This window comes from Paucibacter sp. XJ19-41 (assembly GCF_028462495.1).
Lineage (GTDB): Bacteria > Pseudomonadota > Gammaproteobacteria > Burkholderiales > Burkholderiaceae_C > Roseateles_E.
This window is the reverse complement of record NZ_JAQOWX010000001.1, coordinates 68,454-91,878: the sequence shown is the minus strand read 5'-3', so window position 1 is coordinate 91,878 and position 23,425 is coordinate 68,454. Positions and strand designations below refer to the sequence as shown.

22 protein-coding genes are annotated in these 23,425 nt (G+C 67.9%); 10 read left to right on the top strand and 12 right to left on the bottom strand.

The genetic code is table 11. The annotated features are described in order from the left end of the window. Positions 1-6: 6 nt before the first annotated feature. The 5 genes from PO768_RS00460 to PO768_RS00440 all read left to right on the top strand — a co-directional run bounded on the left by PO768_RS00460 (position 7) and on the right by PO768_RS00440 (position 5,915). Positions 7-315, top strand: coding sequence for a DUF2818 family protein (locus tag PO768_RS00460; RefSeq protein WP_272644440.1), 309 nt, complete (start codon positions 7-9; stop codon positions 313-315). Further along, positions 305-898 carry an NUDIX domain-containing protein gene (locus PO768_RS00455; RefSeq protein ID WP_272644439.1) on the top strand — a complete coding sequence of 198 codons (594 nt, stop codon included), beginning with the start codon at positions 305-307 and terminating at the stop codon, positions 896-898. The genes PO768_RS00460 and PO768_RS00455 overlap by 11 nt, the downstream gene beginning before the upstream one ends. Positions 899-922: 24 nt before the next feature. Continuing rightward, the gene (locus tag PO768_RS00450; RefSeq protein WP_272644438.1) at positions 923-1,372 is read left to right on the top strand and encodes a DUF1178 family protein; all 450 of its coding nucleotides are present in this window, start codon (positions 923-925) and stop codon (positions 1,370-1,372) included. Positions 1,373-1,585: 213 nt separating this feature from the next. Continuing rightward, positions 1,586-2,695 (top strand): efflux RND transporter periplasmic adaptor subunit, encoded by a 1,110-nt coding sequence (locus PO768_RS00445; RefSeq protein ID WP_272644437.1) that lies wholly within the window; start codon positions 1,586-1,588, stop codon positions 2,693-2,695. 1 nt (position 2,696) lies between these two features. Further along, on the top strand, positions 2,697-5,915 hold the full coding sequence (locus tag PO768_RS00440; RefSeq protein WP_272644436.1) for an efflux RND transporter permease subunit: 3,219 nt from the start codon (positions 2,697-2,699) through the stop codon (positions 5,913-5,915). A 13-nt stretch (positions 5,916-5,928) separates the two neighbouring features. On the opposite strand, the gene PO768_RS00435 is transcribed toward PO768_RS00440, so the two are convergent. After that, entirely contained in the window at positions 5,929-7,329 is a 1,401-nt protein-coding gene (locus tag PO768_RS00435) for an FAD-binding oxidoreductase (RefSeq protein WP_272644435.1), read from the bottom strand. After that, complete coding sequence (locus PO768_RS00430) at positions 7,326-7,739, bottom strand: DUF2069 domain-containing protein (RefSeq protein WP_272644434.1); 414 nt, start codon at positions 7,737-7,739, stop codon at positions 7,326-7,328. Before PO768_RS00430 ends, PO768_RS00435 begins: the two co-directional genes overlap by 4 nt. A 19-nt stretch (positions 7,740-7,758) precedes the next feature. Between PO768_RS00430 and PO768_RS00425 the strand changes: the two genes are divergently transcribed. Continuing rightward, entirely contained in the window at positions 7,759-9,006 is a 1,248-nt protein-coding gene (locus PO768_RS00425; protein WP_272644433.1) for a YihY family inner membrane protein, read from the top strand. Here the strand turns inward: PO768_RS00425 and PO768_RS00420 are convergent. Next, complete coding sequence (locus tag PO768_RS00420) at positions 8,983-9,564, bottom strand: helix-turn-helix domain-containing protein (RefSeq protein WP_272644432.1); 582 nt, start codon at positions 9,562-9,564, stop codon at positions 8,983-8,985. The genes PO768_RS00425 and PO768_RS00420 overlap by 24 nt on opposite strands. 95 nt (positions 9,565-9,659) lie before the next feature. Here PO768_RS00420 and kbl point away from each other — a divergent pair, with 95 nt between their 5' ends. Beyond that, a complete protein-coding gene (gene kbl, locus PO768_RS00415) occupies positions 9,660-10,865 on the top strand; it encodes a glycine C-acetyltransferase (protein WP_272644431.1) in 1,206 nt (401 codons plus the stop codon). 12 nt (positions 10,866-10,877) lie between these two features. Then, a complete protein-coding gene (locus PO768_RS00410; protein WP_272644430.1) occupies positions 10,878-11,825 on the top strand; it encodes an NAD-dependent epimerase/dehydratase family protein in 948 nt (315 codons plus the stop codon). On the opposite strand, the gene PO768_RS00405 is transcribed toward PO768_RS00410, so the two are convergent. The 3 genes from PO768_RS00405 to PO768_RS00395 are packed head-to-tail and all read right to left on the bottom strand — an operon-like array spanning position 11,826 to position 14,264. Next, a complete protein-coding gene (locus PO768_RS00405) occupies positions 11,826-12,146 on the bottom strand; it encodes an Mpo1-like protein (protein ID WP_272644429.1) in 321 nt (106 codons plus the stop codon). It lies immediately after the preceding gene. A 13-nt stretch (positions 12,147-12,159) separates the two neighbouring features. Next, positions 12,160-12,960 (bottom strand): alpha/beta fold hydrolase, encoded by an 801-nt coding sequence (locus tag PO768_RS00400; protein WP_272644428.1) that lies wholly within the window; start codon positions 12,958-12,960, stop codon positions 12,160-12,162. Then, entirely contained in the window at positions 12,957-14,264 is a 1,308-nt protein-coding gene (locus tag PO768_RS00395; protein ID WP_272644427.1) for an O-acetylhomoserine aminocarboxypropyltransferase, read from the bottom strand. The genes PO768_RS00400 and PO768_RS00395 overlap by 4 nt, the downstream gene beginning before the upstream one ends. A gap of 95 nt (positions 14,265-14,359) precedes the next feature. On the opposite strand from PO768_RS00395, the gene PO768_RS00390 reads away from it, so the two are divergent. Continuing rightward, a complete protein-coding gene (locus PO768_RS00390) occupies positions 14,360-14,830 on the top strand; it encodes a CBS domain-containing protein (RefSeq protein WP_137943506.1) in 471 nt (156 codons plus the stop codon). A 47-nt stretch (positions 14,831-14,877) separates the two neighbouring features. Here PO768_RS00390 and selD read toward each other — a convergent pair whose 3' ends face one another. The 6 genes from selD to PO768_RS00360 all read right to left on the bottom strand — a co-directional run bounded on the left by selD (position 14,878) and on the right by PO768_RS00360 (position 22,658). Then, positions 14,878-15,936, bottom strand: a complete 1,059-nt coding sequence (gene selD, locus PO768_RS00385; RefSeq protein WP_272644426.1) for a selenide, water dikinase SelD — start codon at positions 15,934-15,936, stop codon at positions 14,878-14,880. A 40-nt stretch (positions 15,937-15,976) separates the two neighbouring features. Beyond that, positions 15,977-17,131: a sigma-54-dependent Fis family transcriptional regulator gene (locus tag PO768_RS00380; RefSeq protein WP_272644425.1), complete on the bottom strand. Its 1,155-nt coding sequence runs from the start codon at positions 17,129-17,131 to the stop codon at positions 15,977-15,979. An 89-nt stretch (positions 17,132-17,220) separates the two neighbouring features. Continuing rightward, positions 17,221-19,752, bottom strand: coding sequence for an ATPase, T2SS/T4P/T4SS family (locus PO768_RS00375; RefSeq protein WP_442953157.1), 2,532 nt, complete (start codon positions 19,750-19,752; stop codon positions 17,221-17,223). Between the two features lie 101 nt (positions 19,753-19,853). Further along, entirely contained in the window at positions 19,854-21,161 is a 1,308-nt protein-coding gene (locus PO768_RS00370; protein WP_272644424.1) for a TRAP transporter large permease, read from the bottom strand. Continuing rightward, the gene (locus PO768_RS00365; protein WP_272644423.1) at positions 21,158-21,670 is read right to left on the bottom strand and encodes a TRAP transporter small permease; all 513 of its coding nucleotides are present in this window, start codon (positions 21,668-21,670) and stop codon (positions 21,158-21,160) included. The genes PO768_RS00370 and PO768_RS00365 overlap by 4 nt, the downstream gene beginning before the upstream one ends. Before the next feature lie 19 nt (positions 21,671-21,689). Beyond that, a complete protein-coding gene (locus tag PO768_RS00360; RefSeq protein ID WP_269841801.1) occupies positions 21,690-22,658 on the bottom strand; it encodes a TRAP transporter substrate-binding protein in 969 nt (322 codons plus the stop codon). A gap of 125 nt (positions 22,659-22,783) precedes the next feature. Here PO768_RS00360 and pcp point away from each other — a divergent pair, with 125 nt between their 5' ends. Further along, on the top strand, positions 22,784-23,422 hold the full coding sequence (gene pcp / locus PO768_RS00355; RefSeq protein WP_272644422.1) for a pyroglutamyl-peptidase I: 639 nt from the start codon (positions 22,784-22,786) through the stop codon (positions 23,420-23,422). Positions 23,423-23,425 lie beyond the last annotated feature (3 nt).

The following is a 23,425-nucleotide window of genomic DNA, read 5'->3' as shown; positions in this document are numbered from 1 at the left end:
CGCTGAATGGATCAGTCCGCTGCCGTCTGGCTGGTGCTGCTTGTCGCGGTGATCGCGGCCAATGCGCCGTACTTCAGCAACCGCGTGTTGCTGCTGGGCCCCAGGCGCGCGGCCAAGCCCTTTGGCTGGCGGGCGCTGGAGCTCTTGCTGCTGGCCCTGCTGACCCTGGGCCTGGGCTTCGCGCTGGAGTCTTACCAGGGCCAGCGCCAGCCGCAGGGCTGGGAGTTCTATGCGGCCGCGCTGTGCCTGTTCATCACGCTGGGTTTCCCCGGCTTTGTCTGGTGTTATCTGCGGCGGGGTCGACATGGCGGCTGAGGACAAGCACAAGGACGAGGCGCTGCGCGAGCTGCAGCTCGATTCGACCCAGGTCTACCGCGGCCACTTCCTCGATGTGCGCCGAGACCGCATCCGCCTGCCTGACGGCGCCGAGGCCGCGCGCGAGTACATCGTCCATCCCGGTGCGGTGATGGTCGTGCCCCTGCTCGACGACGGCCGGCTGCTGATGGAGCGCCAGTACCGCTACCCGATGGGCCGTGTGATGCTGGAGTTTCCGGCCGGCAAGCTCGATGCCGGCGAGGCGCCGCTGCGCTGCGCTCAGCGCGAGCTGCTGGAGGAAACCGGCTACACCGCGCGCGAAGGGGCCCATGCCGGCGTGCGGCACCCCGCGATCGCCTCTTCCGCCGCGGGCATCGCGATCTTCTTCGCGCGCGGCCTGACGGCCGGCGAGCGCCGTCTCGACGAGGGTGAGTTCCTCGATCTGGTCACCCACACGCCGGCCGAGCTCGACGCGCTGGCCGCCAGCGGCGCGATGACCGATGCCAAGACCCTGATCGGCCTGCTGTGGCTGCAGCGCTGGCAGGCCGGTGCATGGGTATTGGACTGGCAGCCGGCAGCCTGACGCCGGCCTGCCTATCATCGCGGCATGCTTGTCTTGAATCTGTCATGCAATCGGGAGCACCGCTTCGAAGGCTGGTTCGGCTCCGCCGATGATTTCGAAGCGCAGCTGGGCCGCGGCTTGGTCGGCTGCCCGGTCTGCGCGTCCACCGAGGTGCAGCGCCTGCCCAGCGCGCCGCGCCTGAACGTCTCGCATCTGCGCGGGCCGGCCGCCGAGCCCAAGCCGGCTCAGTCGCCCGTCGATCCGCAGCAGCAGCTCCAGCAGGCCGCCCTGCAGGCCGTCCAGCAACTGCTGGCCCGCACCGAGGATGTCGGCGAGCGCTTTGCCGAAGAGGCCCGCCGCATCCACTACGGCGAGGTCGAGCAGCGCGGCATCCGCGGCCGCGCCAGCCGCGAGGAAGCGGTGGCCCTGGCCGACGAGGGCATTGCGGTGATGGCACTGGCCGTGCCCGAGTCGCTCAAGGGTACGCTGCAGTAGCACGCGGCTCGGCGGCCAGGATCGCCGCCTGTCCGCTGTTTTCGCTGTTCAGCGGTGCAAAGCTTGCGTTTGTCGCAGCGGGCTGGGCCGGCCGCGTCCAGCGTGGCAAGATTCCCGGGTTGTGCGCTTCATGGGAGGCGCTCGCAAAACAATACCGGAGCCCTCTAGATGATGCGCCATCGCCTGCCAGCCCTTGTCCTCGTCAGCTCTTTGATGCTTCTGCTGGGCGCCTGCGGCAAGCCCGGCGCCGACGGCGCGGGCACCGCCCAGGCGGCCAAGGCACCCGCCGCCGCCAAGCCGCTGTTGCTGTCCACTGAGGACCTGCAGGCCATGGGCTTGTCGACCTATGCCAGCGGCCCGGTGATCACCGGTTCGGTCCAGCCGGAGAAGCGCGCCGACCTGCGCGCCGAGGTGCAGGCCATGGTGTTGCAGGTGTTCAAGGAGAACGGCGAGAAGGTGCGGCGCGGCGATCTGCTGGTGCGGCTGGACGACAGCGCGATCCGCGAAACCCTGTCCTCGGCCGAGCAGGCGGCGCGTGCCGCCGCGCAAAGCTTCGAGCAGGCCGAGCGCCAGTTCCAGCGCATGAAGACCCTGCAGGCCCAGGGCATGAGCTCGATGCAGGCGATGGAAGACGCCGAGATCCGCCGCAACAGCGCCCAAAGCGAGCTGGTGGAAGCCAAGGCGCGCGCCGCCACCGCCCGCCAGCAGCTGCAGCGCACCGAGGCCCGCGCGCCGTTTGACGGCATCGTCGCGGACCGCAAGGTCTCGGCCGGCGATACCGCCCAGATCGGCAAGGAGCTGGTCAAGGTGATTGACCCGAGCAGCATGCGTTTCGAAGGCCTGGTCTCGGCCGACCGCATGAGCGAACTGAAGGTTGGCCAGACGGTCTTCTTCAAGGTCAACGGCTATACCCAGTCCGATTTCGAGGGCAAGGTGCGGCGCATCGCGGCGGCCGCAAACCCCACCACGCGCCAGGTCGAGGTGCTGGTCGATTTCGCCGGCGAACAGCAGCCCGACGTGGCAGGCCTCTACGCCGAGGGCCGGGTGCAGAGCCAGAGCACCAGCGCGCTGATGCTGGCCGATGGTGCGATCCAGCGCGAGGGCGACCAGGCCTATGTCTGGCGCGTGCAGGACGGCAAGCTGAACCGGGTGGCCGTCAAGCTGGGCGAGCGCGACGAGCGCCAGGGGCTCTACCAGGTCAGTGTCGGCCTCAAGCCGGGCGACCAGGTGCTGCGCCATCCGAACAACGCCCTGAGCGAAGGGCGTGCGGTGGAGCTTGCCAAGCCGGCGGCCGCATCGGCGTCGACGAGCCGGGGAGGCTGAGATGTTTCTCTCCAACTTCAGCGTCAAGAAGCCGGTCGCGACCATCGTCATCATCATCAGCCTGATGTGCCTGGGGCTGCTGGCGCTCAACAAGCTGCGCGTCAACCAGATTCCCGATGTCGAGGAGCCGGTGCTGGTGGTCAGCATTAATTATCCGGGCGCCTCGCCCGAGACGGCCGAGCGCGAGATCGTCAACCGCATCGAGAAGTCGCTGCAGAGCATTGCCGGTGTCAAGGAGGTGCGTGCTACTGCGAACGAGGGCAGCGCCCAGATGGTGCTGATCTTCAACTTCGACAAGAACATGATCGAGGCGGCCGATGAGGTGCGCAACGCCATCGGCGCGGTGCGGCACAAGCTGCCGCTGGAAATGCGCGAGCCGGTGCTGCAGCGCTTCGATCCCTCATCCCAGCCCATCATGCAGCTGGCGCTGTCGTCCAACAGCCAGAGCCATGCCGAGATCTCGCGCCTGGCCGAGGATCAGCTGGCCGACAAGTTCCGCGCCATCAATGGCGTCGCCACGGTCGAGGTCAACGGCGCTCTGAGCCGCGAGCTGTCGGTGCTGCTGCATGCTCAGAAGCTGCGCGAATTCAATGTCTCGGTCACCGAGGTGGTCAACGCGCTGCGCAGCCAGAACACCACCGCGCCGGTTGGCAAGGTGCGCGGCAGCATGCAGGATCAGAGTATCCGGCTGCTGGGGCGCATCGAGTCGCCGGCCGAGTTCGAGCAGATCGTCGTCAAGCGCCAGGGCGAGCAGTTGGTGCGTCTGGGCCAGGTGGCCAGCATCCGCGACGGCTTCGCCGAACGTCAGAGCATCAGCGTGCGCAACGGCCACCCGAATGTGGGCCTGTCCGTGACGCGCTCCCGCGATGCCTCGACCGTGGCGGTGGCCAACGAGATCCGCAAGCTGGTCGAGGCGACGGCCAAGACCCTGCCGGTCGGCACCACGCTGGAGGTCACGCAGGATGGTGGCGAGGATGCCGAGAACAGTCTCTACAACGTGATCCATGCTCTGGTGTTCGGCGCCGGCCTGACCATTCTGGTCGTCTATGTGTTCCTAAACTCCTGGCGCTCGACCCTGATCACCGCCTTGTCGCTGCCGACCTCGGTGGTGGCCGCCTTCATCGCGGTCTGGCTGTGCGGCTTCACGCTGAACTTCATGAGCCTGCTGGGTCTGTCGCTGGCCATCGGCGTGCTGATCGATGACGCCATTGTGGTGCGCGAGAATATCGTGCGCCATATGGAGCGCGGCGCTGATCGGCGCAGCGCGGCACTCAATGGCACGGCCGAGATCGGCATGGCCGTGGCCGCCACCACCTTCTCCATCGTCGCTGTCTTTGTGCCGGTGGCCTTCATGCCCGGTGTCTCGGGCGAGTGGTTCCGGCCCTTCGGTCTGACCGTCGTCGCCTCGGTGCTGGTCAGCCTGTTCATCTCCTTCACGCTGGATCCGATGCTGTCGGCGTACTGGGGCGACCCTCCGGGCCATCACGAGGCGCCGAAGAAGGGCTTGTCGCTTTACTTGCAGCGTTTCAATGACTGGTTCGACCACCAGGCCGATCGCTATGGCCAGGTGATCGCCTGGGCCCTGCATCACCGGCGCTGGATGGCCTTCTTCGCGGTGCTGAGCTTTGTGCTGGCGATCGCGCTGCAGGTCAAGTTCGGCGGCTCCAGCTTCCTGCCAGCGTCTGATGCCGGCACCATCGCCGTCGAGGTGCGCACCCCGGCCAGTTCCAGCCTTGAGTACTCGAAGCTGAAGATGGAGGCCGCCGCCAAGCTGGCACGCGAGATTCCCGAGACCAAGGCCACCAACAGCCAGGTCAATGTCAGCGGCGGCCGCATCTATGTGGACCTGGGCAAGAGCACTGAGCGCAAGCGCTCGGCCGCCGAGATTGCCAAGGACCTACGCGAGCGTGTGTCCCGCCTGGTCGGCGCCGAGTACGTGGTGCTGGACGATCTGAACAATGGTGCACAGAAGCCGGTGCAGATTCGTTTCTCCGGGGAGGACTCGCGCAAGCTGCTAGCGATCACCAACGACTACATGGCCAAGCTGCGTCAGGTGCCCGGCGCGGTGGACGTGGGCCTGTCCGAGCAGGACCCGCAGGATGAGTTGCAGATCGAGCTGAATCGCGGCTTGGCCAACTCGCTGGGTATCTCGGTCGGCGATGCCGCCAATGCCTTGCGCGTGGCCTTTGCCGGTGTTGAGGTCGGCGACTGGGTCGACCCCAGCGGCGAGACCCGCGATGTGGCGGTGCGTCTGGCGCCGGAGGACCGGGTTGACGCCAGCAATATCGAGCGCCTGCCGATCACCGTGGCCGGCAGCGGCATGATGGTGCCGCTGGAGCAGATCGCCACTGTGACCATGGGTAAGGGCCCGTCAAAGATCCAGCATGCCGACGGCAAGCGCATGATCGCGGTCTCGGCCAATGCCCAGGGCCGCTCGGCCGGCGAGGTGACGGCCGATGCGGTCAAGCTGGCCAAGTCCATCCAGTTCCCGCCCGGCTATGGCATCGAGCTGGCCGGCGCCTCGGCCGATCAGGAAGAGGTCTTCGGCGCGATGGCCGTGGCCCTGGCCTCGGGCATTGGCCTGATGTATCTGATCCTGGTGATGCAGTTCGGCTCCTTCACCGCGCCCTTGGGCGTGATGCTGTCGCAGCCGCTGTCGCTGATCGGTGTCGTCGTCGCCTTGCTGCTGACCGGCGGCACGCTGAACCTGATGAGCTTCATCGGCATCATCATGCTGGCCGGCCTGGTGGCGAAGAACGCGATCCTGCTGCTGGACGCGGCGCGCCAGGAGGAGGCCAAGGGCGTGCCCCGCGAGGAGGCGCTGATGCATGCCGGCCGCATGCGCTTCAGGCCCATCCTGATGACCACCTTTGCCCTGGTGGCCGGCATGCTGCCGGTGGCCATCGGCGTGGGCGAGGGCGGCGAGTTCTATCGGCCGATGGCGGTGGCCATCATCGGCGGCACCATCACTTCGACCTTTCTGACCCTGCTGATGGTGCCGAGCTTCTACGACAGCATCGAGATCGCCAAGGACCGCATGATCGCCAAGTTCGGTCGCCGCGAGGCCCGCTGGAACACCGCCGTGGCCTTCACGCTGACCTTTGTCGAGGCCGTCCTGACCCTGCTGATGCTGCGCTTCATCTTCCGCATGGTGATGAAGCTGGTCGACCGGCTGCGCGGCCGCCGCCCTGCGGTCACGCAGCCTCAGGGAGCCGACTGAGGACGGCTGGGGCCTACAGCACGCGGCCCGGATTCATCAGGCCCTGGGGATCCAGGGCCTTTTTTATCGCCCGCATCAGGCCCAGCGCGACCGGGCTCTTGCGCTCGGCCAGCTCCTCCCGCTTGAGCTGGCCGATGCCGTGCTCGGCCGAGATCGAGCCGCCCTGGGCCAGCACCGCGTCATAGACGATGTGGTTGATCGCCGCCTCATGCTCGCGCAGGAAGTCGGCGGCGGCCACGCCCTCGGGGGCCTGCACGTTGTAATGCAGATTGCCGTCGCCCAGATGGCCGAAGTCCACCATGCGCACGCCGGGGAAGGCGGCCGCCAGCGCCGCATCGGTGGCGATCACGAAGGCGGGGATGCGAGACACCGGCAGTGCGATGTCGTGCTTGATGTTCAGGCCTTCCTCGACCTGGGCCAGCGGTATCGATTCGCGCAGATGCCAGAGCCCGTGCGACTGCTCCAGGCTCTCGGCCACCGCTGCGTCGCTGATGAGTTCGGACTCCAGCGCCTGTTCCAAGAGGCCCTCGAACATCGTGCGGGCATGGGCCTCGCTCTCGGTGTCGGACAGCTCCAGCAGCACGGTCCAGGGGCTGGGCGGCAGCGGCTGGCGCAGCTGCGGGAAATGCTTGCGCACCAGGTCCAGCGAGAACTGGTTCATCAGCTCGAAGCCCGTCAGGCCCGCGCCGAGCCGCGCCTGGGCCAGGCTCAGCAGCGCCACGGCCGCCTCCAGCGTGTCGCAGGCGGCCAGCGCCGTCATGCGCGCGGCCGGCCGGGGGTAGAGCTTCAGGGTCGCGGCGGTGATCACGCCCAAGGTGCCTTCGCTGCCGATGAAGAGATCGCGCAGGTCGTAGCCGGTGTTGTCCTTGCGCAGGCCCGACAGGCCTTCCCAGACCTCGCCGGCCGACGTGACGACCTCCAGGCCCAGGCACAGATCGCGCGCATTGCCGTAGCGCAGCACCTGGGTGCCGCCGGCATTGCTGGCCAGATTGCCACCAATCGTGCAGCTGCCCTCGGCGGCCAGGCTCAGCGGGAACAGCAAGCCGGCGCCGGCCGCCGCCTCCTGTACCGTCTGCAGCACGCAGCCGGCCTCCACCGTCATCGTCAGATTGGCCGCATCGATGGCGCGCACCTTGTTGAGCCGGGCCAAGCTCAGCAGGACTTGTGTGCCGCTGGCGTCGGGCGTCGAGCCGCCGACCAGGCCGGTATTGCCGCCCTGCGGCACCAGGCTGACGCCGTGGGTGGCGCACAGGCGCACGACGGCGGCCACTTCGGCCGTGTTGCCGGGGCGGACCACGGCCAGCGCGCGGCCGGGAAAGCGGCGGCGCCAATCCATCTCGTAGGCCGACAGATCGCCCTCGACCAGGACCTGGGAGGCGCCCAGGGCCTCCCGCAACTCGTTCAGCAGATTCATGGTGTGGCGGCCTGCTTGGCCGCGTTCAGACGTTGACGGACATGCATCGCGCAGGCGACGAAGATCAGGCTGGAGAGCAGCAGCTCGGCCCAGGCCAGCGGCACCGAGGGGCCGACATCGCTGGTGGCGCGCACCGCGCCCTCGGCAAAATAGAGCCAGACCATCAGGCTCAGCCAGCGGAAGGTGTAGAGCCGGTAGCGCCACAGGCCGACGAAGGGGATCAGCAGCGGCAAGGCCTTGATGGCCAGCGTGCCGCGGCCGGTCGGTGCCAGCCACAGCTCCCAGGCCAGGCACAGCAGGAAGAGCGCGGCCAGCGCGCCCAGGGCCAGATTGCGGGACAGCGCTTCCTGGGCCGTGGCCTGGGTGCGCGAGGAGGTTTTGATCGGTGGTTTGTCGGAGCGGGAGGACATGGCTGGCATCATAGCCAGCATGACGACAAGAACCCCTGCCGCCGTGCCGTCCGAGGACAGCGCCGCCGGCTTTCTGAACACGCTGATGAGCTGGCCCTGGCTGGCCACGCTGCAGACCCTGCGCCTGCGTTTTGCCGAGGCGCGGCTGGGCCAGACGGCCGGCAGCCTGACCTTCACGACGCTGATCTCGCTGGTACCGCTGCTGACGGTGATGCTGGCGCTGTTCACCGCCTTTCCGATCTTTGCCAGCTTCCAGCGCTCGCTGGAAACCTATTTCCTGCAAAGCCTGATTCCGCCCAATATCGCCAAGCCGGTGCTGGCCGCGCTGACCCAGTTCGCCGCCAAGGCCAATCGCCTGGGCCTGGTAGGCCTGGTCGTACTCGGTGCCACCGCGCTGGCGCTGATGTTCACGATAGACCGCACGCTCAACACCATCTGGCGCGTCAAGCGGCCGCGGCCGATGATGCAGCGCATGCTGGTCTACTGGGCCGCGCTGACCCTGGGGCCGCTGCTGCTGGGCGCCAGCCTGACGCTGACGGGCTATGCGATCACCGCCGGCAAGGGCCTGGTGGGCGGCATGCCGGGCGGGCTGGCGGCGCTGCTCAACGGCGTCGAGCTGGTGGTGCTGAGCCTGGCCGTTGCCGGGCTGTTCCGCTATGTGCCCAATACCGAGGTGCGCTGGCGCCACGCGCTGGCCGGCGGCATCTTTGTCGCGCTGGCCTTCGACCTGACCAAGAGCCTGCTGGCCTGGTATGTCAAGCAGGTGCCGACCTACTCGACGCTGTACGGTGCCTTCGCCACCGTGCCGATCTTCCTGATCTGGATGTATCTGGGCTGGGTCGTGATGCTGCTGGGCGCCTTGCTGGCCGCCAATATTCCGGCGCTGGGCGGGCGCATGCTGCACCGGCCCGAGGTGCCGGGCCTGCAGCTGGAGCTGGCGCTGGAGGCCTTGCGCGAGCTGTGGCGGGCGCGCCAGGCCGGCGAGCCGGGCATTGCCGCCCAGGAGCTGGCGCGGCGCCTGCGTATCGATCCGCTGCAGCTGGAGCCGGCGCTGGAGGCCTTGCTGGGCTTGGACTGGCTGGGCCGGCTGGAGGAGGAGGGCGCGCCGCGCCTGGTGCTGCTGCGCACGCCCGACGAGACGCCCGCCGCGCCGCTGCTGCAGGCCCTGCTGGCCGGTGCCGGCGGCAGCCTGGCGCCGCTGTGGGCGCGTGGCGACTGGGCCGATTGCACGCTGGCCGAGTTGCTAGGGGTGCAGCACCACCAGTAGGGCGGTGGCCGGCTCGCTGCCGCGATTGCGTATCGCGTGCGGGCCGTCGACGGCGTAGCGCGCCGTCTCGCCGGCCTTCAGCGCCTGGCTGATCGCGCCGGCGCTGACCTCCAGCTCGCCGCCCAGCACCGACAGATGCTCGCGCGAGCCCGGCTCGTGGGCGGCCGATTCGAGCGCGCCGCCGGGTTGCACCGTCAGCTCGTACCACTCGAATTGGCCGGCCAGATCGATGGGCCCGAGGATGCGCAGCACGCACAGGCCGTCCGGGCTGGCCAGGCTGGGCGTCGCATGCGAGGCCACGGTCTCGATCGCCGGCGCGGCCGGTTTGCTCGCGCCGCTGAGCAGCTCGGACAGCTCCACCCGCAAGGCGTTCGCCAGGCGCCACACCACAGCCACGGTCGGGTTCGCCTGGTTGCGTTCGATCTGTGACAGCATGGACTTGGAGACCCCGGCGCGGCGCGACAACTCGTCCAGCGACAGGCCCTGCGCCTGGCGCAGCGACTGCAGGGTGGCGCCGACGCGGGGCGGCTCCAAAGACTCGGACAGGTTGGCGGACATGGCTTGACCTTGAAAAGCTAATCTCAGATACTGCACAACAATTCGATATATCGAACTGCGTTCTGTTTAGTGGATTGTGCACCAGGAGAGCTTTGATGAGCACACGCGACGATTTCTATGCCCATCTGCGAGCCGAGCTGGCCGGCATCCGCGAGGCCGGGCTCTACAAGAGCGAGCGCATCATCACGACGCCGCAGGGCGCGGTGGTGCAGACCGCCGATGGCCGCGAGGTGATCAATCTCTGCGCCAACAACTATCTGGGCCTGTCCTCGCATCCGGCCGTCATCGAGGCCGCGCATGAGGCGCTGCGAACCCACGGCTACGGCCTGTCCTCGGTGCGTTTCATCTGCGGCACGCAGGACATCCACAAGACCCTCGAAGCCCGGCTGGCCAAGTTCCTCGGCACCGAGGACACCATCCTCTACGCGGCCGCCTTCGACGCCAACGGCGGCCTGTTCGAGCCGCTGCTGGGCGAGCAGGACGCCATCATCAGCGACGAGCTGAACCACGCCTCCATCATCGACGGCATCCGTCTGTGCAAGGCCAGGCGCTACCGCTACAAGCACAACGATATGGCCGATCTGGAGGCCAAGCTCGAAGAGGCCAAGGCGGCCGGCGCCCGCTTCACGCTGGTGTTCACCGACGGTGTGTTCTCGATGGACGGCACCATCGCCCAGCTCGACAAAATCCTGGCGATCACCGACCGTTTCGGCGCGCTGCTGGGCATCGACGAATGCCATGCCAGCGGCTTTCTCGGCAAGACCGGCCGCGGCACGCATGAGTATCGCGATGTCTTCGGCCAGATCGACATCATCACCGGCACGCTGGGCAAAGCCCTGGGCGGCGCCTCCGGCGGTTTCACGAGCGGCCGCAAGGAGGTGATCGAACTCTTGCGCCAGCGCTCGCGCCCCTATCTGTTCTCCAACACCGTGGCGCCGTCCATCGTCGGCGCCTCGCTGGCGGTGCTGGACCTGCTGGAGGGCTCGACCGCGCTGCGCGACAAGCTGGAGGCCAATACCGCCTACTTCCGCGAGGCCATCCAGGCGGCCGGCTTCGAGATCAAGCCCGGCAGCCATCCCATCGTGCCCATCATGGTCCACGACGCGGTGCTGGCGCAGCAACTCAGTGCCCGCATCCTGGAGCTGGGCATCTACGCAGTCGGCTTCTTCTTCCCGGTCGTGCCCAAGGGCCAGGCCCGCATCCGCGTGCAGATCTCGGCCGTGCATGAGCGCGAGCATCTGGAAAAGGCGGTGGCCGCCTTCACCCAGGCCGGCAAAGAACTCGGCCTGATCAAGACCTGACCCCAACGCATCATGACAACCAAGATTCTGATCATCGGTGCCAACGGCCAGATCGGCACCGAGCTGGCCCAGGAGCTGGCGCTGCGCCATGGCAACGCCGCCGTCATCACCAGCGATCTGGCACCCGAGGGCCGGGTGCCGGCGCTGACCCATGAGATGCTGGATGTCACCGACGCCGCCGCACTGGCGGCCGTGGTCAAGCGCCATGGCGTGAGCCAGATCTACCATCTGGCCGCCGCACTGTCGGCCACCGGCGAGCAGCACCCGATGTGGGCCTGGGACCTGAATATGAAGGGCCTGCTGAATGTGCTGGAGCTGGCGCGGGTGCAGAAACTCGACAAGATCTTCTGGCCCAGCTCGATCGCCGCCTTCGGCCCGAACACGCCGGCCCTGGACACACCGCAGACTTGCGTGATGGACCCGACCACCATCTACGGCATCTCCAAGCTGGCCGGCGAGCGCTGGTGCGCCTGGTACCACGCCAAGCATGGCGTCGATGTGCGCAGCCTGCGCTACCCGGGCCTGATCAGCTGGAAAACCCCGCCCGGCGGCGGCACCACCGACTATGCGATCGACATCTTCCACGCCGCGCTGAAGACCGGCCGCTACAGCTGCTTCCTCGAAGAGGCCCAGGCCTTGCCGATGATGTATATGCCCGATGCGCTGCGCGCCACTATCGAGCTGATGGAGGCGCCGGCCGAGCAGATCAAGCAGCGCGGCAGCTACAACCTGGCCGGCGTCAGCTTCACGCCGCGCGAGATCGCGGCCGAGATCCGCAAGCACATCCCCGGCTTCGAGATCAGCTATGCGCCTGACTTCCGCCAGGCGATTGCCGCCAGCTGGCCGCAGCGCATCGACGACAGCGCGGCGCGGGCCGACTGGGGCTGGCAGCTCGACTACGAGCTGAACCAGATGGCGCAGGATATGCTGAGCAATCTGCGACCGCTGCTGGCCGCCTGATCAGAACTTGATGCGCCCGGTCCAGATGTCCTTGTACATCACCCAGTCGCCCATCAAGCTGTAGAGCGGGCGCTTGAACGAGGCCGGGCGGTTCTTCTCGAAACCGAAGTGGCCGACCCAGGCAAAGCCATAGCCGCACAGCAGCGCGAGCAGCACAAAGCGCAGCTGGCCGGTGTAGAGCGCGGCGGCCAGGCACAGCAGGCTCAGCGTCGAGCCGACGAAATGCAGGCGCCGACAGGTCCGGTTGCTGTGTTCGCCCAGATAGAAGGGGTAGAACTCGGCGAAGCTGTGCATGTTCTTGACCGCATCGGTGCTGCTCATGGCCTGGGCCCTTTCACTTCAGCAATTGACGCAAGGCATTCAAGACCTGATCGGGCGCCTCCGCCATCAGTGAATGCCCGGCCGGCACGCTCAGCACCCGCGCCTTCAGGGCTTGCGCCAGGCCCTGGGTCTGCTTGGGCGAGGTCATCTGGTCGCGCTCGCCCAGCAGCAAGCCGGCCGGGCAGCTCACCCGTGCCGCCGCCTCCAGGCCACCGGCATAGCGGTCGCAGACGCCGAAGTCATGGGCGAACAGATTGACCCCCGTCTGCCGGCCCTGTATGCGCCGCTTCAACGCGATCTCGCCGCCCTGCAGCCAGGCGCCGGGGCCGGGGTAGGAGGGCTTGGCCGCCAGGCCGGCGAAGGAGAAGCTGTTGACCATCTGGATGGCTTTCAGCGGGGCCTCTCGTGCGGTCGTCAGCAAAAGCTCGGAGACCTTCATCGGATAGGCGGTCGCCACCATCACCAGATGGCTGGCGCGCTCGGGCTGGCGCGCGGCCGCTTCCAACGCGATCAGCGAGCCCATGCTGTGACCGACCAGGGCGGCCCGCTGCACGCCGGCGGCATCGAGCAGATCCCAGATCCAGTCGGCCATCGCCTCGACATCGGCCAGCGCCGGACCGCCGCTGCGCCCGTGGCCGGGCAGGTCCACCGCCAGCACGCTGTGGCCGTGGTGCGCGAACCAGCGCGCCAGCAGGGTCCAGACGCTGTGGTCGTTCAGCGCGCCGTGGATGAAGACGATGCAGGGTAGGGCGGGGTCGAAGGGCTTGCCGCCGGTGTAGGCATAGGCCTCGTGGGAGTTGACGCTGAGCTTCATGCTTTGCTGGCGGCCTTGAGCGCGCGCTTGAGGTCGTCGATCAGATCGTCGGCATCTTCAAGGCCGATGGACAGCCGTATCGTGCCGGGCGTGATGCCGGCCTGGGCCAGCGCCGCATCGTCCATGCGGAAATGGGTGGTCGAGGCCGGGTGGATGACCAGGGAGCGGCAGTCGCCGACATTGGCCAGATGGGAGAAGATCTTCAGCGCCTCGATGAAGCGCTTGCCCTGCTCGCGGCTGCCCTTTAGATCAAAACTGAACACCGAACCGCAGCCGCGCGGCAAGAGCTTCTGCGCCAGCCCATGGTCGGGGTGCGAGTTCAGGCCAGGATAGCCGACCCGCGCCACCAGCTCATGACCGGCCAGGAACTCGGCCACCCGCTGCGCGTTCTGTACATGGCGCTGCATGCGCAGCGACAAGGTCTCGATGCCTTGCAGGATCAGCCAGGCGGTGTGCGGGCTCATGCAGGCGCCGAAGTCGCGCAGGCCCTCGCGGCGCGCGCGCAACAGAAAGGCACCGACCGTGCTTTCCTCGGCGAACACCATGCCGTGGAAACCGGCATAGGGCTCGCACAGCTCAGGGAAGCGGCCATGTTTGGCATGCGCGGCGTCCCAGTCGAAATTGCCGCCGTCGACCAGCACGCCGCCAACCACCGTGCCGTGGCCCGACAGGAATTTGGTGGCCGAGTGGTAGACCAGATCGGCACCATGCTCGAAGGGCTTGAGCAGATAGGGGGTGGTCAGCGTCGAGTCGACCAAGAGCGGCAGACCGGCCTCGTGGGCGATGGCCGCGACGGTCGGAATGTCCAGCACATCCATGCCGGGGTTGCCCAGGGTCTCGCCGAACAGCAGCTTGGTGTTCGGCCGGATCGCGGCGCGCCAGGCGTCGATATCGCCGGGTTTGACGAAGCTGGTTTCAATGCCGAAGCGTGCCAGCGTGTAGTGCAGCAGATTGTGCGAGCCGCCGTAGAGCGCTGCGGAGGCGACGATGTGCGAGCCCGCGCCGGCCAGCGTCGCGATGGCCAGATGCAGGGCCGCCTGGCCGCTGGCGGTGGCGATCGCGCCGACCCCGCCTTCGAGCGCGGCGACCCGCTCCTCGAACACGGCCGTGGTCGGGTTCGAGATGCGCGAATAGACATGGCCGGCGCGCTCCATATTGAACAGCGCCGCCGCGTGCTCGGAGTTCTCGAACACGAAGGAGGTGCTCAGATGCAGCGGCGTCACGCGTGCGCCGGTACTGTGGTCGGGCGCGGCGCCGGCGTGTAGCGCCAGGGTGTCAAAGCCGGGGTCTGAGTAGCCGGACATGGTGTCTCCGAGATGTGTGATGCGCGGATTGTGTGCTATGTTGGGGACCAGTTTTAGCAGCTGTCGGGTGAGGCCCGGCACAAGAGGAGGCAGCCATGAAAGTCGTCGACATACTCCGCGTCAAGGGCGGCACCCTGTTCACCATCACGCCCGACCAGCCGATGGCCCAGGCCGTCACGACGATGGCCGAGATGGATGTCGGCTCGCTGGTCGTGATGGAGCATGGCGATCTGGTCGGCATGCTGACCTTTCGCGAAGTGATTTCCGCCATCGTCAAGAACGGCGGCAGCGTCGGCAACTCGCTGGTGCGCAGCGTGATGGACGACCATCCGCTGACCTGCACGCCCGAGACCGAGATCGACGAGGTGCGCCGCATGATGCTGGGCCGCCATGCCCGCTATATGCCGGTGCTCAACGGCCGCACGCTGATGGGCGTGATCTCGTTCTACGACGTGGCCAAGGCGGTGGTCGATGGCCAGGACTTCGAGAATCGCATGCTGAAGGCCTATATCCGCGACTGGCCGGTCGAGGAAAACCCGGAAAGCGCCGGCGAATCCAAGTTCTGAGCCGGCACGGTGATGGCGACAAAGCGGCCTGCGGGCCGCTTTGTCATTCAGGCCCGGACGCTTAGCCCCGGCGTGCCGGCCTCGACCCGGCCGACCACGGCCGCATGGCCGAAGCCATGGGCGGCAAAGCGCGCCAGCACGGCGTCCAGCGCCTCGGGCGCGCAGGACACCAGCAGCCCGCCGCTGGTTTGCGGATCGCTCAGCAGGGCCCGGTCCTCGGCCGCAAAGCCCGAGGGCAGCTCGATCTGGGCGCCATAGCTGTCCCAGTTGCGGCCCGAAGCCCCGGTGACGAATCCCTGGGCGGCCAACGCCCGCGCGCCCGCGATCAAGGGCACCGCCGGCCAATCGATCACGACCCGGGCCTGGGCGCCGCGGGCCAGTTCCAGTCCATGGCCGGCCAGGCCGAAGCCGGTCACATCGGTCATCGCATGCACGCCGTCCAGCGCCGCCAGATCGGGGCCAGGGGTGTTGAGCTGGGTCGTGAACGCGATCATCTGCGCATAGCCGGCGGCGTCGAGTCGCTCCTTCTTCAGCGCCGCCGACAGCACGCCTACGCCCAGCGGCTTGCCCAGCACCAGCAGATCGCCGGCGCGGGCGTCGGCATTGCGCTTGATGCGCTTCGGGTGGACCAGGCCCAGCGCGACCAGGCCATAGATCGGCTCGACCGAATCGATGGTGTGGCCGCCGGCGATCGGGATGCCGGCCGCCGTGCAGACCGCCTGGCCGCCGGCCAGGATGCGGCCTATGGTCTCGCTGGACAGCACCTTGATCGGCATGCCCACCAGGGCCAGCGCCAAGATCGGCCGGCCGCCCATTGCATAGACATCGCTGATTGCATTGGTGGCGGCGATGCGGCCGAAGTCGAAGGGATCGTCGACGATGGGCATGAAGAAGTCGGTGGTCGCGACCAGTGCCTGCTCCTCATTGAGCTGGTAGACGGCGGCGTCATCGGCGGTCTCTATGCCCACCAGCAGCTGAGGGGGCACGATGGCGCTGGCGCCGCTGTTCCTCAGGATCTCGGACAGCAGGCCCGGCGCGATCTTGCAGCCGCAGCCGCCTCCGTGCGAGAGGCTGCTGAGGCGGGGCTGGGAGGGGGTGTCGCTCATGGCGGGACTGTGCAGTGGGGGCGGCCGCCATGATACGAGTTCAGCTCATCTCCTTGAGCTTGCGGTACAGGGTGCTGCGGCCTATGCCGAGCTGGCGGGCAGCTTCCGAGAGATTGCCGCCGGCGGCCTGCACGGCGGCGGCGATGGCCTGCATCTCGGTCTGGCGCAGATTGTGGCCGGCGTGCACGGGCAGCGGCGCCGGGGCCGCAGACAGCGGCAGCGGCGCGCTGTCCAGCAGCCCGAGCTCCTCCCTGGTTTCGCGGCGCTGCTGGCCCAGCTCGGCCTGGGCCAGGCTCAGCTTGGCGTACAGCGCTTCGCCGCCGCGCGCCAAGGGCAGGCGCAGCTCGACCTGCTGCCGGGCCTGCTGGGACAGCTGACCCAGGCTGCAGCCGAACAGGCTTGCCAGGTTCTCGCGCCGCAGCGCCGTCGCCCCCAGACCCAGCAGCTCCAGCGCGCGCCGGTTCGCACCCAGCACCCGGCCGTCCTCGTCCAGCGCCAGCTGGCCCTCGTGCAAGGTGCCCAGGCCCATTGCACTGGCGTGGAAATGCAGCCGCGTGCTGTGGCGGAAACGATCGGCAAACCACTGACCCTCGATCAGCCGGGCCGACATGCTGGCCAGGGCCAGCGTGTGCGGATGGTAGGAGCGGCGTTCGCCCGAGACATCGATGACGCCCAGCAGCGCGCCCTTGTGGTCGAAGATCGGTGCGGCCGAGCAGGTCAGGAATTGCATCGCGCGCAGGAAGTGCTCCTGGCCGTGGACCAGGGTCGCGCCCTCGGTCATCAGCGCCGTGCCGACCGCATTGGTGCCCTTGTCGGCCTCGGCCCAGAGCGCGCCCGGCGCCAGCGCCACCTGGTTGGCGCGCTCCAGAAAGCCCGGGTCGCCCAGCGCATGCAGCACGCAGCCGCTGGCATCTGTCAGCAGCACCATGCTTTGCGCATGCATCAGCTGCTCGTACAGCATGTCCATCACCGGCAGGGCCTGGGCGCACAGCCGGGCATTGCGCTGCTGCAGCTCCTGCAGGCCGGCGGGGGCGATGCGCTTCAGATCGGGGGCACTGTCCTGGCTCAGGCCGAACGCCAGGCAGCGCTCGTGCGAGCTGGCGATGGCCTGTGAATGGCGGGCATCGACCAGCATGCGCGGATGGCTGGCGAACGCGGGGCTCGCGAGGCTGGGGCTGAGCGGCGGCTGGGCCATGACGGGACTCCGGACCTGGGGTGGCCCAATATGAATCACTTTGCCCGCCGCTGACAAGCGGGCTTGTCTGGAGTCGACGCCGGTGGGGGTCAGGTATTGCTGGTAGCCCGCACCTCGGCCAGGGTCGTGACGCCGGCCAGCACCTTGACGATGCCGTCTTGGCGCAGGGTGCGCATGCCCTCGGCCAGCGCGCAATGCTGGATCTCCTCGGCCCGGGCCCCGGTCTGTATCAGGCGGCGCACCGTCTTGCTCACCGTCAGCAGCTCATGCAGGCCGGCGCGGCCCTTGAAGCCGGTGTTCTCGCACTTGGCGCAGCCGGGGCTGCTGTAGCGCAGCAGCCGGCCGTTCTCGCCATAGCTGGTCTGCCATTCGCCCAACAGGGCCTGGCGCTCGGGGCGCTGGTCTACGGGGAAGCTGTGCAGATAGTCGTCCAGCCATTCCTGCAGCTCGGCCTCGGGCAGGGGCTCGCTCTTGCGGCAATGCGGGCACAGGCGCTTGACCAGGCGCTGTGCCAGCACGGCCAAGAGCGAATCGGCAAAGTTGAAGGGGTCCATGCCCATGTCCAGCAGCCGGGTCACGGTCTCGGGTGCGCTGTTGGTGTGCAGGGTGGAGAGCACCAGGTGACCGGTCAGCGAAGCCTCGACCGCGATCTGGGCGGTCTCCTCGTCGCGGATCTCGCCCACCATGATGACGTCCGGATCGGCGCGCAAAAAGGCGCGCAAGGCCTTGGCAAAGGTCCAGTCGATCTTGGGGTTGACCTGGACCTGGCGCAGACCGTTCTGGGTGATTTCGATCGGGTCCTCGGCGGTCCAGATCTTGCGCTCGGGCTGGTTGATATGGCTGAGCGCCGAGTGCAAGGTGGTGGTCTTGCCCGAGCCAGTCGGGCCCACGCACAGCACCATGCCGTAGGGCCGGCTGACCGCCGCCTTCAGCTCGCTCAGATTGTGGGCCGACAGGCCCAGCTTCTCCAGCGGGATGGGCTTGGCCGAGGACAGGATGCGCATCACCACATCTTCCAGGCCGTTATTGGTCGGGATTGTCGCGACGCGCAGCTCCAGCTTGTGCTGCGGCGAGAAGCGCGAGAAGTTGATCTTGCCGTCCTGCGGCTTGCGGCGCTCGGAGATGTCCAGATCGCACATGATCTTGATGCGCGCGATCATCGCGTTGCGATAGGTGTAGGGCAGTTCCAGATAGGGATGCAGCGAGCCATCGCGGCGAAAGCGTATCTTCAGCTTCTCGCGCCCCGGGTAGGTCTCGATATGGATGTCGGAGACGCCCTGGCTGTGGGCCTCGATGATCATGCTGTTGATCAGGCGCACCAGCGAGTTGTCCGACTGCTCGATCGGCGTGTCGTCCTCGCGGATGGATTTTTCCTGACTGTCGCGCTCCAGGGTTTCGATCAGCTTGCCGGCGGTATCGGGCTCGAAATCGAGGTTCAGCGCCGGCATGCGCAGTTCGCTGGCCGAGGCCCCGCTGTCCTTGCCGAAGCGCTCGTACACGGTGGGCAGCGCAAACACCAGCGTGCCGCCCTTGGTCAGGGTCGGCACGACCTTGAGCTGCGAGATGAACTCGACCTCGTCGATCGCGTCACGCCGGGTCGGGTCTTCCATCGCGACGATCAGCTTGCCGTCACGCAGCACCAGCGGCAGCACCTCCAGACGCTTGGCCACCGAGTGCGGCAGCTTGCGCACCGCGTCCGCCTCGATCGGGAAGTTCTCCACATCGACCAGCGGATAGCCCATCTTGCGCGCCAGCGCCGACTGCAGCTGCTGGCGCGTCACCACGCCCTTGCGCACCAGCAACTGGCCCAGCGGCACCGAGCGGTCGGAGCGCTGCTGCTCCAGCGCCTGATCGAGCTGCTCCTGCGTGATCAGCTCGAGCGCGAGCAAGGCCTCGCCGATGCGCACCATGGGCATCTTGGCCTGCTGCTCGATGGCCTGCATCAGCTGCTCGGCCGAGACCACCTGCTTGGCGACCAGGATGTCGCCGACGCGGCGCGAACGCAGATCGTTCTGCTCCTGGACCACCGCCTCGACCTGCTCCGGGCTGACGCTCTGGTCGCGCAGCAGCAAGGCGCCGATGCGCTCGCCGATCTCGAAGCCGGCCAGCACCTCGCGCGGCACGAAGACGCGCAGCACCGAGTCGTCGCTGGCCGAGACCGGCGGAAACAGATACAGGCCCAGATCGTCCTGGTAGTGGCCGATGGTCGTGCCCTTGAGTTCGCCACCGCCATGAAAAGCCAGCTTGAACTCGCTGCGCGGGCGCTGATCCATCGCCAGCGGGTCGTCGATGGCGATGGCCTCGCGCGGCGCGGCCGGGATCGGGCGCAAGAGCTTGAGCGCGCGGAACTGGGCGAACTTCAGCGGCATCGCGCTGCGCGCCGGCGGCACCGTGACCTGGGCCACCCGCTCCTGCGAGGCGATCAGGATCACATGGCCGGTGGTGCGGCTGTTGTTCAGGCCCAGGATCTCGCAGGGCTCGGGGGCACTTTGCGGCTGCGGCTGGGGGTAGGCCGCATAGGGCGGCGTCGGCCACTGGAAGTGGTGCTCATCGGCGGACTCACGCGCGGTGTCCTGGGCCTTGGCATAAGGCCAGTCGAGCGGCGCGGAAGGATCGGGCATCGGGGTCTCCGGGTTGGGTGTCTGGGGCTGGTGCCCGAGGAGCATATGCGATTGTGCCCGGCCTTGCGGGCGGAACAGGGCGCACAGCGCCGGCCAGTTCCTCAGCCGCCACGCATGCGCTGGGGCAGGTAGGTGACGATGCTGGGCATCAGGTAGATCAGGGCCAGCGCGGCGGCCATCAGCAGGAAGAAGGGCAGCGTGACCCGCGCGATATAGCCGATCTCCCGCCTTGTCATGCCCTGCAGCACGAAGAGGTTGAAGCCCACCGGCGGCGTGATCTGGGCCATCTCGACCACCAGCACGATGAAGATGCCGAACCACAGCGGGTCGATGCCGGCCTTCAGCACCGTTGGCAGTATCACGCCCATGGTCAGCACCACCATCGAGATGCCGTCCAGGAAACAGCCCAGCACGATGTAGAACAGGGTCAGCGCCATCAGCAGCCCCCAGGCCGGCAGGCCCAGGCCGGCGATCCATTCGGCCAGATGGCGCGGCAGGCCGATGTAGCCCATCGCCAGAGTCAGAAAGGAGGCGCCGGCGAGTATCAAGGCGATCATGCAGTACAGCCGCGTGCCGCCCAGCAGCGCGTCCCGGAAGCTGGCCCAGCTCAGCGAACCCTGGGCCGCCGACAGCAGCAGCGCGCCCAGCACGCCCACGGCAGCCGCCTCGGTGGCGGTGGCGATGCCGGCATAAATAGAGCCCAGCACCGCGCCGATCAGCAGCAGCACCGGGATCAGGCTGCCCGAGGCCTTCAGCTTCGCAGCCAGGCTCATCGGCACATCGGCCGGCGGCACCAGATCCGGGTGGCGCCAGGCCCAGAACACCAGATAACCGGAGAACAGCAGCGCCAGCATCACACCCGGCAGCACACCGGCGATGAAGAGCTCGGCGATCGAGACATCGGCGCTGACGCCGTAGACGATCATGATGATGGACGGCGGGATCAAGAGGCCCAGGGTGCCGGCCCCGGCCAGCGAACCGATCGCGATATCGTCCGGGTAGCCGCGGCGCTGCAGCTCGGGCAGTGTCATCTTGCCGATGGTGGCGCAGGTGGCGGCGCTGGAGCCGGAGACGGCGGCGAAGATCGCGCAACCGACCACATGGGTGTGCAGCAGCCGGCCCGGCAGGGCCTGCACCCAGGGCGACAGGCCCTTGAACATATCGCTGGACAGCCGGGTGCGGAACAGGATCTCGCCCATCCAGATGAACAGCGGCAGCGCGGTCAGGGTCCAGCTGGAGGCCGAGCCCCAGATCGTCACGGCCATCGCGTCGCCGGCCGGCCGGCTGCTGAAGAGCTGCATCGCCAGCCAGGCCGCGCCCGACAGCGCCAGGCCGATCCAGACCCCGCTGGCCAGGATGGCGAACAGGGCCAGTATCAGCAGTGCGGTGATGGTGAGGTCGTGGTTCATTCGTTGTGCAGCGCTTCGCCGGCGTCGGCCGGGCCGGTGCGCCGGCCGCGCCATTCGAGCAGCAGCTCGTCGAGCAGGGCGATGGCCAGCACCGCGTTGCCGATCGCCATCGACAGCTGCGGCAGCCACAGCGGGGTGGCATCGTTGAGCGTGGAGATGTCCTGGAAGCTCCAGGACTGCCAGACCAGGCGGGCGCTGTAGAAGGCCGCGATCAGCGCGAGCAGGCTGGCCACCATCAGCGCGAACCGCTCCAGCGCACGGCGCGGGCCGCCTTGCAGCGCGTTGATCAGCAGGGTCACGCGGATGTGCTCGCCGCGCTTGAGCGTGTGGGCCAGGGCCAGGAAGCCGCAGGCCGCCATCAGATAGCCGGCATAGGCATCGCTGCCGGGCAGATAAAAACCCAGCTGCCGCCCGGCGACGCCGCCCAGCACGATCAGCAGCAGGCCCACCATGCACAGCGCGGCCAGCGCGGCCGCAGCGTCATAGAGGGCGTCGAGCAGGCGTCGCAAGAGGCTGCTGCCGGTGGACTCAGGGCTTGCGGAAGGCTGCCAGCAAGGCCTGACCCTCGGCGCCAGCCTTCTTCTCCCAGTCGGCCAGCATGCTGGCGCCGACCTGGCTCATGTCCTGCATCAGCTTGGGCGAGGGCGGCATGATCTTCATGCCTTTCTCGGTCAGCGCCTTCTTGTACCAGTCGTTCTTCTCCTGGCTGATCTTCCAGCCGCGCACCTCGGCCTCGGCAGCGGCCTTGAGTACCGCCTCCTGGCTGGGCTTGTCCAGCGCATCGAAGGCCTTTTTATTGACGATCAGCGCATTCTTCGGCAACCAGGCCTGGGTGTCGTAGAAGTACTTGATGCTCTCGTAGGTCTTGCTGTCGTAGCCGGTGGCACCGGAGGACATATAGGACTCGACCACGCCGGTGGCCAGGGCCTGGCTCAGCTCGGCGGCCTGTATCGTGACCGGCTGGGCGCCGATCAGCTCGGCGATCTTGGCGGTGGCCGGGCTGTAGGCGCGCCACTTGATGCCGCGCATATCGGCCACCGAGCCGATCTCCTTCTTGACGTAGATGCCTTGCGGCGGCCAGGCCACCGTGTAGAGCAGCTGCATGCCCTGGGCACCGAGCACCTTGTTCAGATGCGGTTTCTGGGCCTCGGCCAGCTTGCGCGACTGGGCATAGCCGGTGGCCAGCATCGGCACGCCATCGGCGCCGAAGATCGGGTTCTCGTTCTCGAAGATGCCCAAGAGGATCTCGCCCATCTGGGCCTGGCCGCCCTGCACCGCGCGCTTGATCTCATTGGCCTTGAACAGCGAGGCATTGGCGTGCACGGTGATCTTGAGCTTGCCGGCCGTGGCCTTGTCGACATCGGCGGCGAACTGCATCAGGTTCTCGGTGTGGAAGTTGCTCGCCGGGTAGGCCGAGGGCAGGTCCCACTTGGTCTGGGCCGAGGCCGCAGTCGCCAGGGTCAGCAGGCCGGCGGCCAGCATCGATCGAGTCGTCATCATGCGAACACTCCTTCAGCGGGGCAATGGTGCGAGCATGGGGCGTGCCGGCGCGCTTGCCGATTGGTAGTCACCCCGAGTCGGCGGGTTAGCATCGGGCCGATTCGACAGCCAGCCATGACGCCATGAACATTCTGCTGACCGGTTTCGAGCCCTTCGGGGGCGAGGCCATCAACCCCGCCTGGGAAATCGCCCGTGCGCTGGACGGCGAGGCGCTGGGCCCGGCACGCATCGTGGCGCGCCAGCTGCCCTGCGTGTTCGGGCAGTCGCTGCGCGTGCTGGACCAGGCGCTGGCCGAGCTGCGGCCGGGCCTGGTGCTGGCCCTGGGCCAGGCGGGCGGGCGCAGCGATCTGTCGTTGGAGCGGGTCGCGATCAATGTCGACGACGCCCGCATCGCCGACAACACCGGGGCCCAGCCCATCGATATGCCGGTGCTGGAGAACGGGCCGGCGGCCTATTTCTCGACCCTGCCGATCAAGGCCATCGTCCACGGCCTGCGCGCGGCCGGCCTGCCGGCCTCGGTGTCGCAGAGCGCAGGCACCTTTGTCTGCAACCACCTGTTCTACGGCCTGCAGCATCGGCTGGCCGGCAGCGGCGTGCGCAGCGGCTTTCTGCACATTCCCTATCTGCCCGAGCAGGCCGCCCGCAGCAGCGGCCAGCCCAGCATGGCGCTGGCCAGCATGATCGAGGGCGTGCGCATGACATTGGCGCTGGCCTTGCAGAACGAGCGTGACCTGCGCGAGACGGGCGGGGCGATTGCCTAGGCG

Excerpts from the sequence above, each read along its gene's own strand:
- PO768_RS00460 (WP_272644440.1), top strand. The coding sequence starts at position 7 with ATGGATCAGTCCGCTGCCGTCTGGCTGGTGCTGCTTGTCGCGGTGATC.
- PO768_RS00455 (WP_272644439.1), top strand. The coding sequence starts at position 305 with ATGGCGGCTGAGGACAAGCACAAGGACGAGGCGCTGCGCGAGCTGCAG.
- PO768_RS00450 (WP_272644438.1), top strand. The coding sequence starts at position 923 with ATGCTTGTCTTGAATCTGTCATGCAATCGGGAGCACCGCTTCGAAGGC.
- PO768_RS00445 (WP_272644437.1), top strand. The coding sequence starts at position 1,586 with ATGCTTCTGCTGGGCGCCTGCGGCAAGCCCGGCGCCGACGGCGCGGGC.
- PO768_RS00440 (WP_272644436.1), top strand. The coding sequence starts at position 2,697 with ATGTTTCTCTCCAACTTCAGCGTCAAGAAGCCGGTCGCGACCATCGTC.
- PO768_RS00435 (WP_272644435.1), bottom strand. The coding sequence starts at position 7,329 with ATGAATCTGCTGAACGAGTTGCGGGAGGCCCTGGGCGCCTCCCAGGTC.
- PO768_RS00430 (WP_272644434.1), bottom strand. The coding sequence starts at position 7,739 with ATGTCCTCCCGCTCCGACAAACCACCGATCAAAACCTCCTCGCGCACC.
- PO768_RS00425 (WP_272644433.1), top strand. The coding sequence starts at position 7,759 with ATGACGACAAGAACCCCTGCCGCCGTGCCGTCCGAGGACAGCGCCGCC.
- PO768_RS00420 (WP_272644432.1), bottom strand. The coding sequence starts at position 9,564 with ATGTCCGCCAACCTGTCCGAGTCTTTGGAGCCGCCCCGCGTCGGCGCC.
- kbl (WP_272644431.1), top strand. The coding sequence starts at position 9,660 with ATGAGCACACGCGACGATTTCTATGCCCATCTGCGAGCCGAGCTGGCC.
- PO768_RS00410 (WP_272644430.1), top strand. The coding sequence starts at position 10,878 with ATGACAACCAAGATTCTGATCATCGGTGCCAACGGCCAGATCGGCACC.
- PO768_RS00405 (WP_272644429.1), bottom strand. The coding sequence starts at position 12,146 with ATGAGCAGCACCGATGCGGTCAAGAACATGCACAGCTTCGCCGAGTTC.
- PO768_RS00400 (WP_272644428.1), bottom strand. The coding sequence starts at position 12,960 with ATGAAGCTCAGCGTCAACTCCCACGAGGCCTATGCCTACACCGGCGGC.
- PO768_RS00395 (WP_272644427.1), bottom strand. The coding sequence starts at position 14,264 with ATGTCCGGCTACTCAGACCCCGGCTTTGACACCCTGGCGCTACACGCC.
- PO768_RS00390 (WP_137943506.1), top strand. The coding sequence starts at position 14,360 with ATGAAAGTCGTCGACATACTCCGCGTCAAGGGCGGCACCCTGTTCACC.
- selD (WP_272644426.1), bottom strand. The coding sequence starts at position 15,936 with ATGAGCGACACCCCCTCCCAGCCCCGCCTCAGCAGCCTCTCGCACGGA.
- PO768_RS00380 (WP_272644425.1), bottom strand. The coding sequence starts at position 17,131 with ATGGCCCAGCCGCCGCTCAGCCCCAGCCTCGCGAGCCCCGCGTTCGCC.
- PO768_RS00375 (WP_442953157.1), bottom strand. The coding sequence starts at position 19,752 with ATGCCCGATCCTTCCGCGCCGCTCGACTGGCCTTATGCCAAGGCCCAG.
- PO768_RS00370 (WP_272644424.1), bottom strand. The coding sequence starts at position 21,161 with ATGAACCACGACCTCACCATCACCGCACTGCTGATACTGGCCCTGTTC.
- PO768_RS00360 (WP_269841801.1), bottom strand. The coding sequence starts at position 22,658 with ATGACGACTCGATCGATGCTGGCCGCCGGCCTGCTGACCCTGGCGACT.
- pcp (WP_272644422.1), top strand. The coding sequence starts at position 22,784 with ATGAACATTCTGCTGACCGGTTTCGAGCCCTTCGGGGGCGAGGCCATC.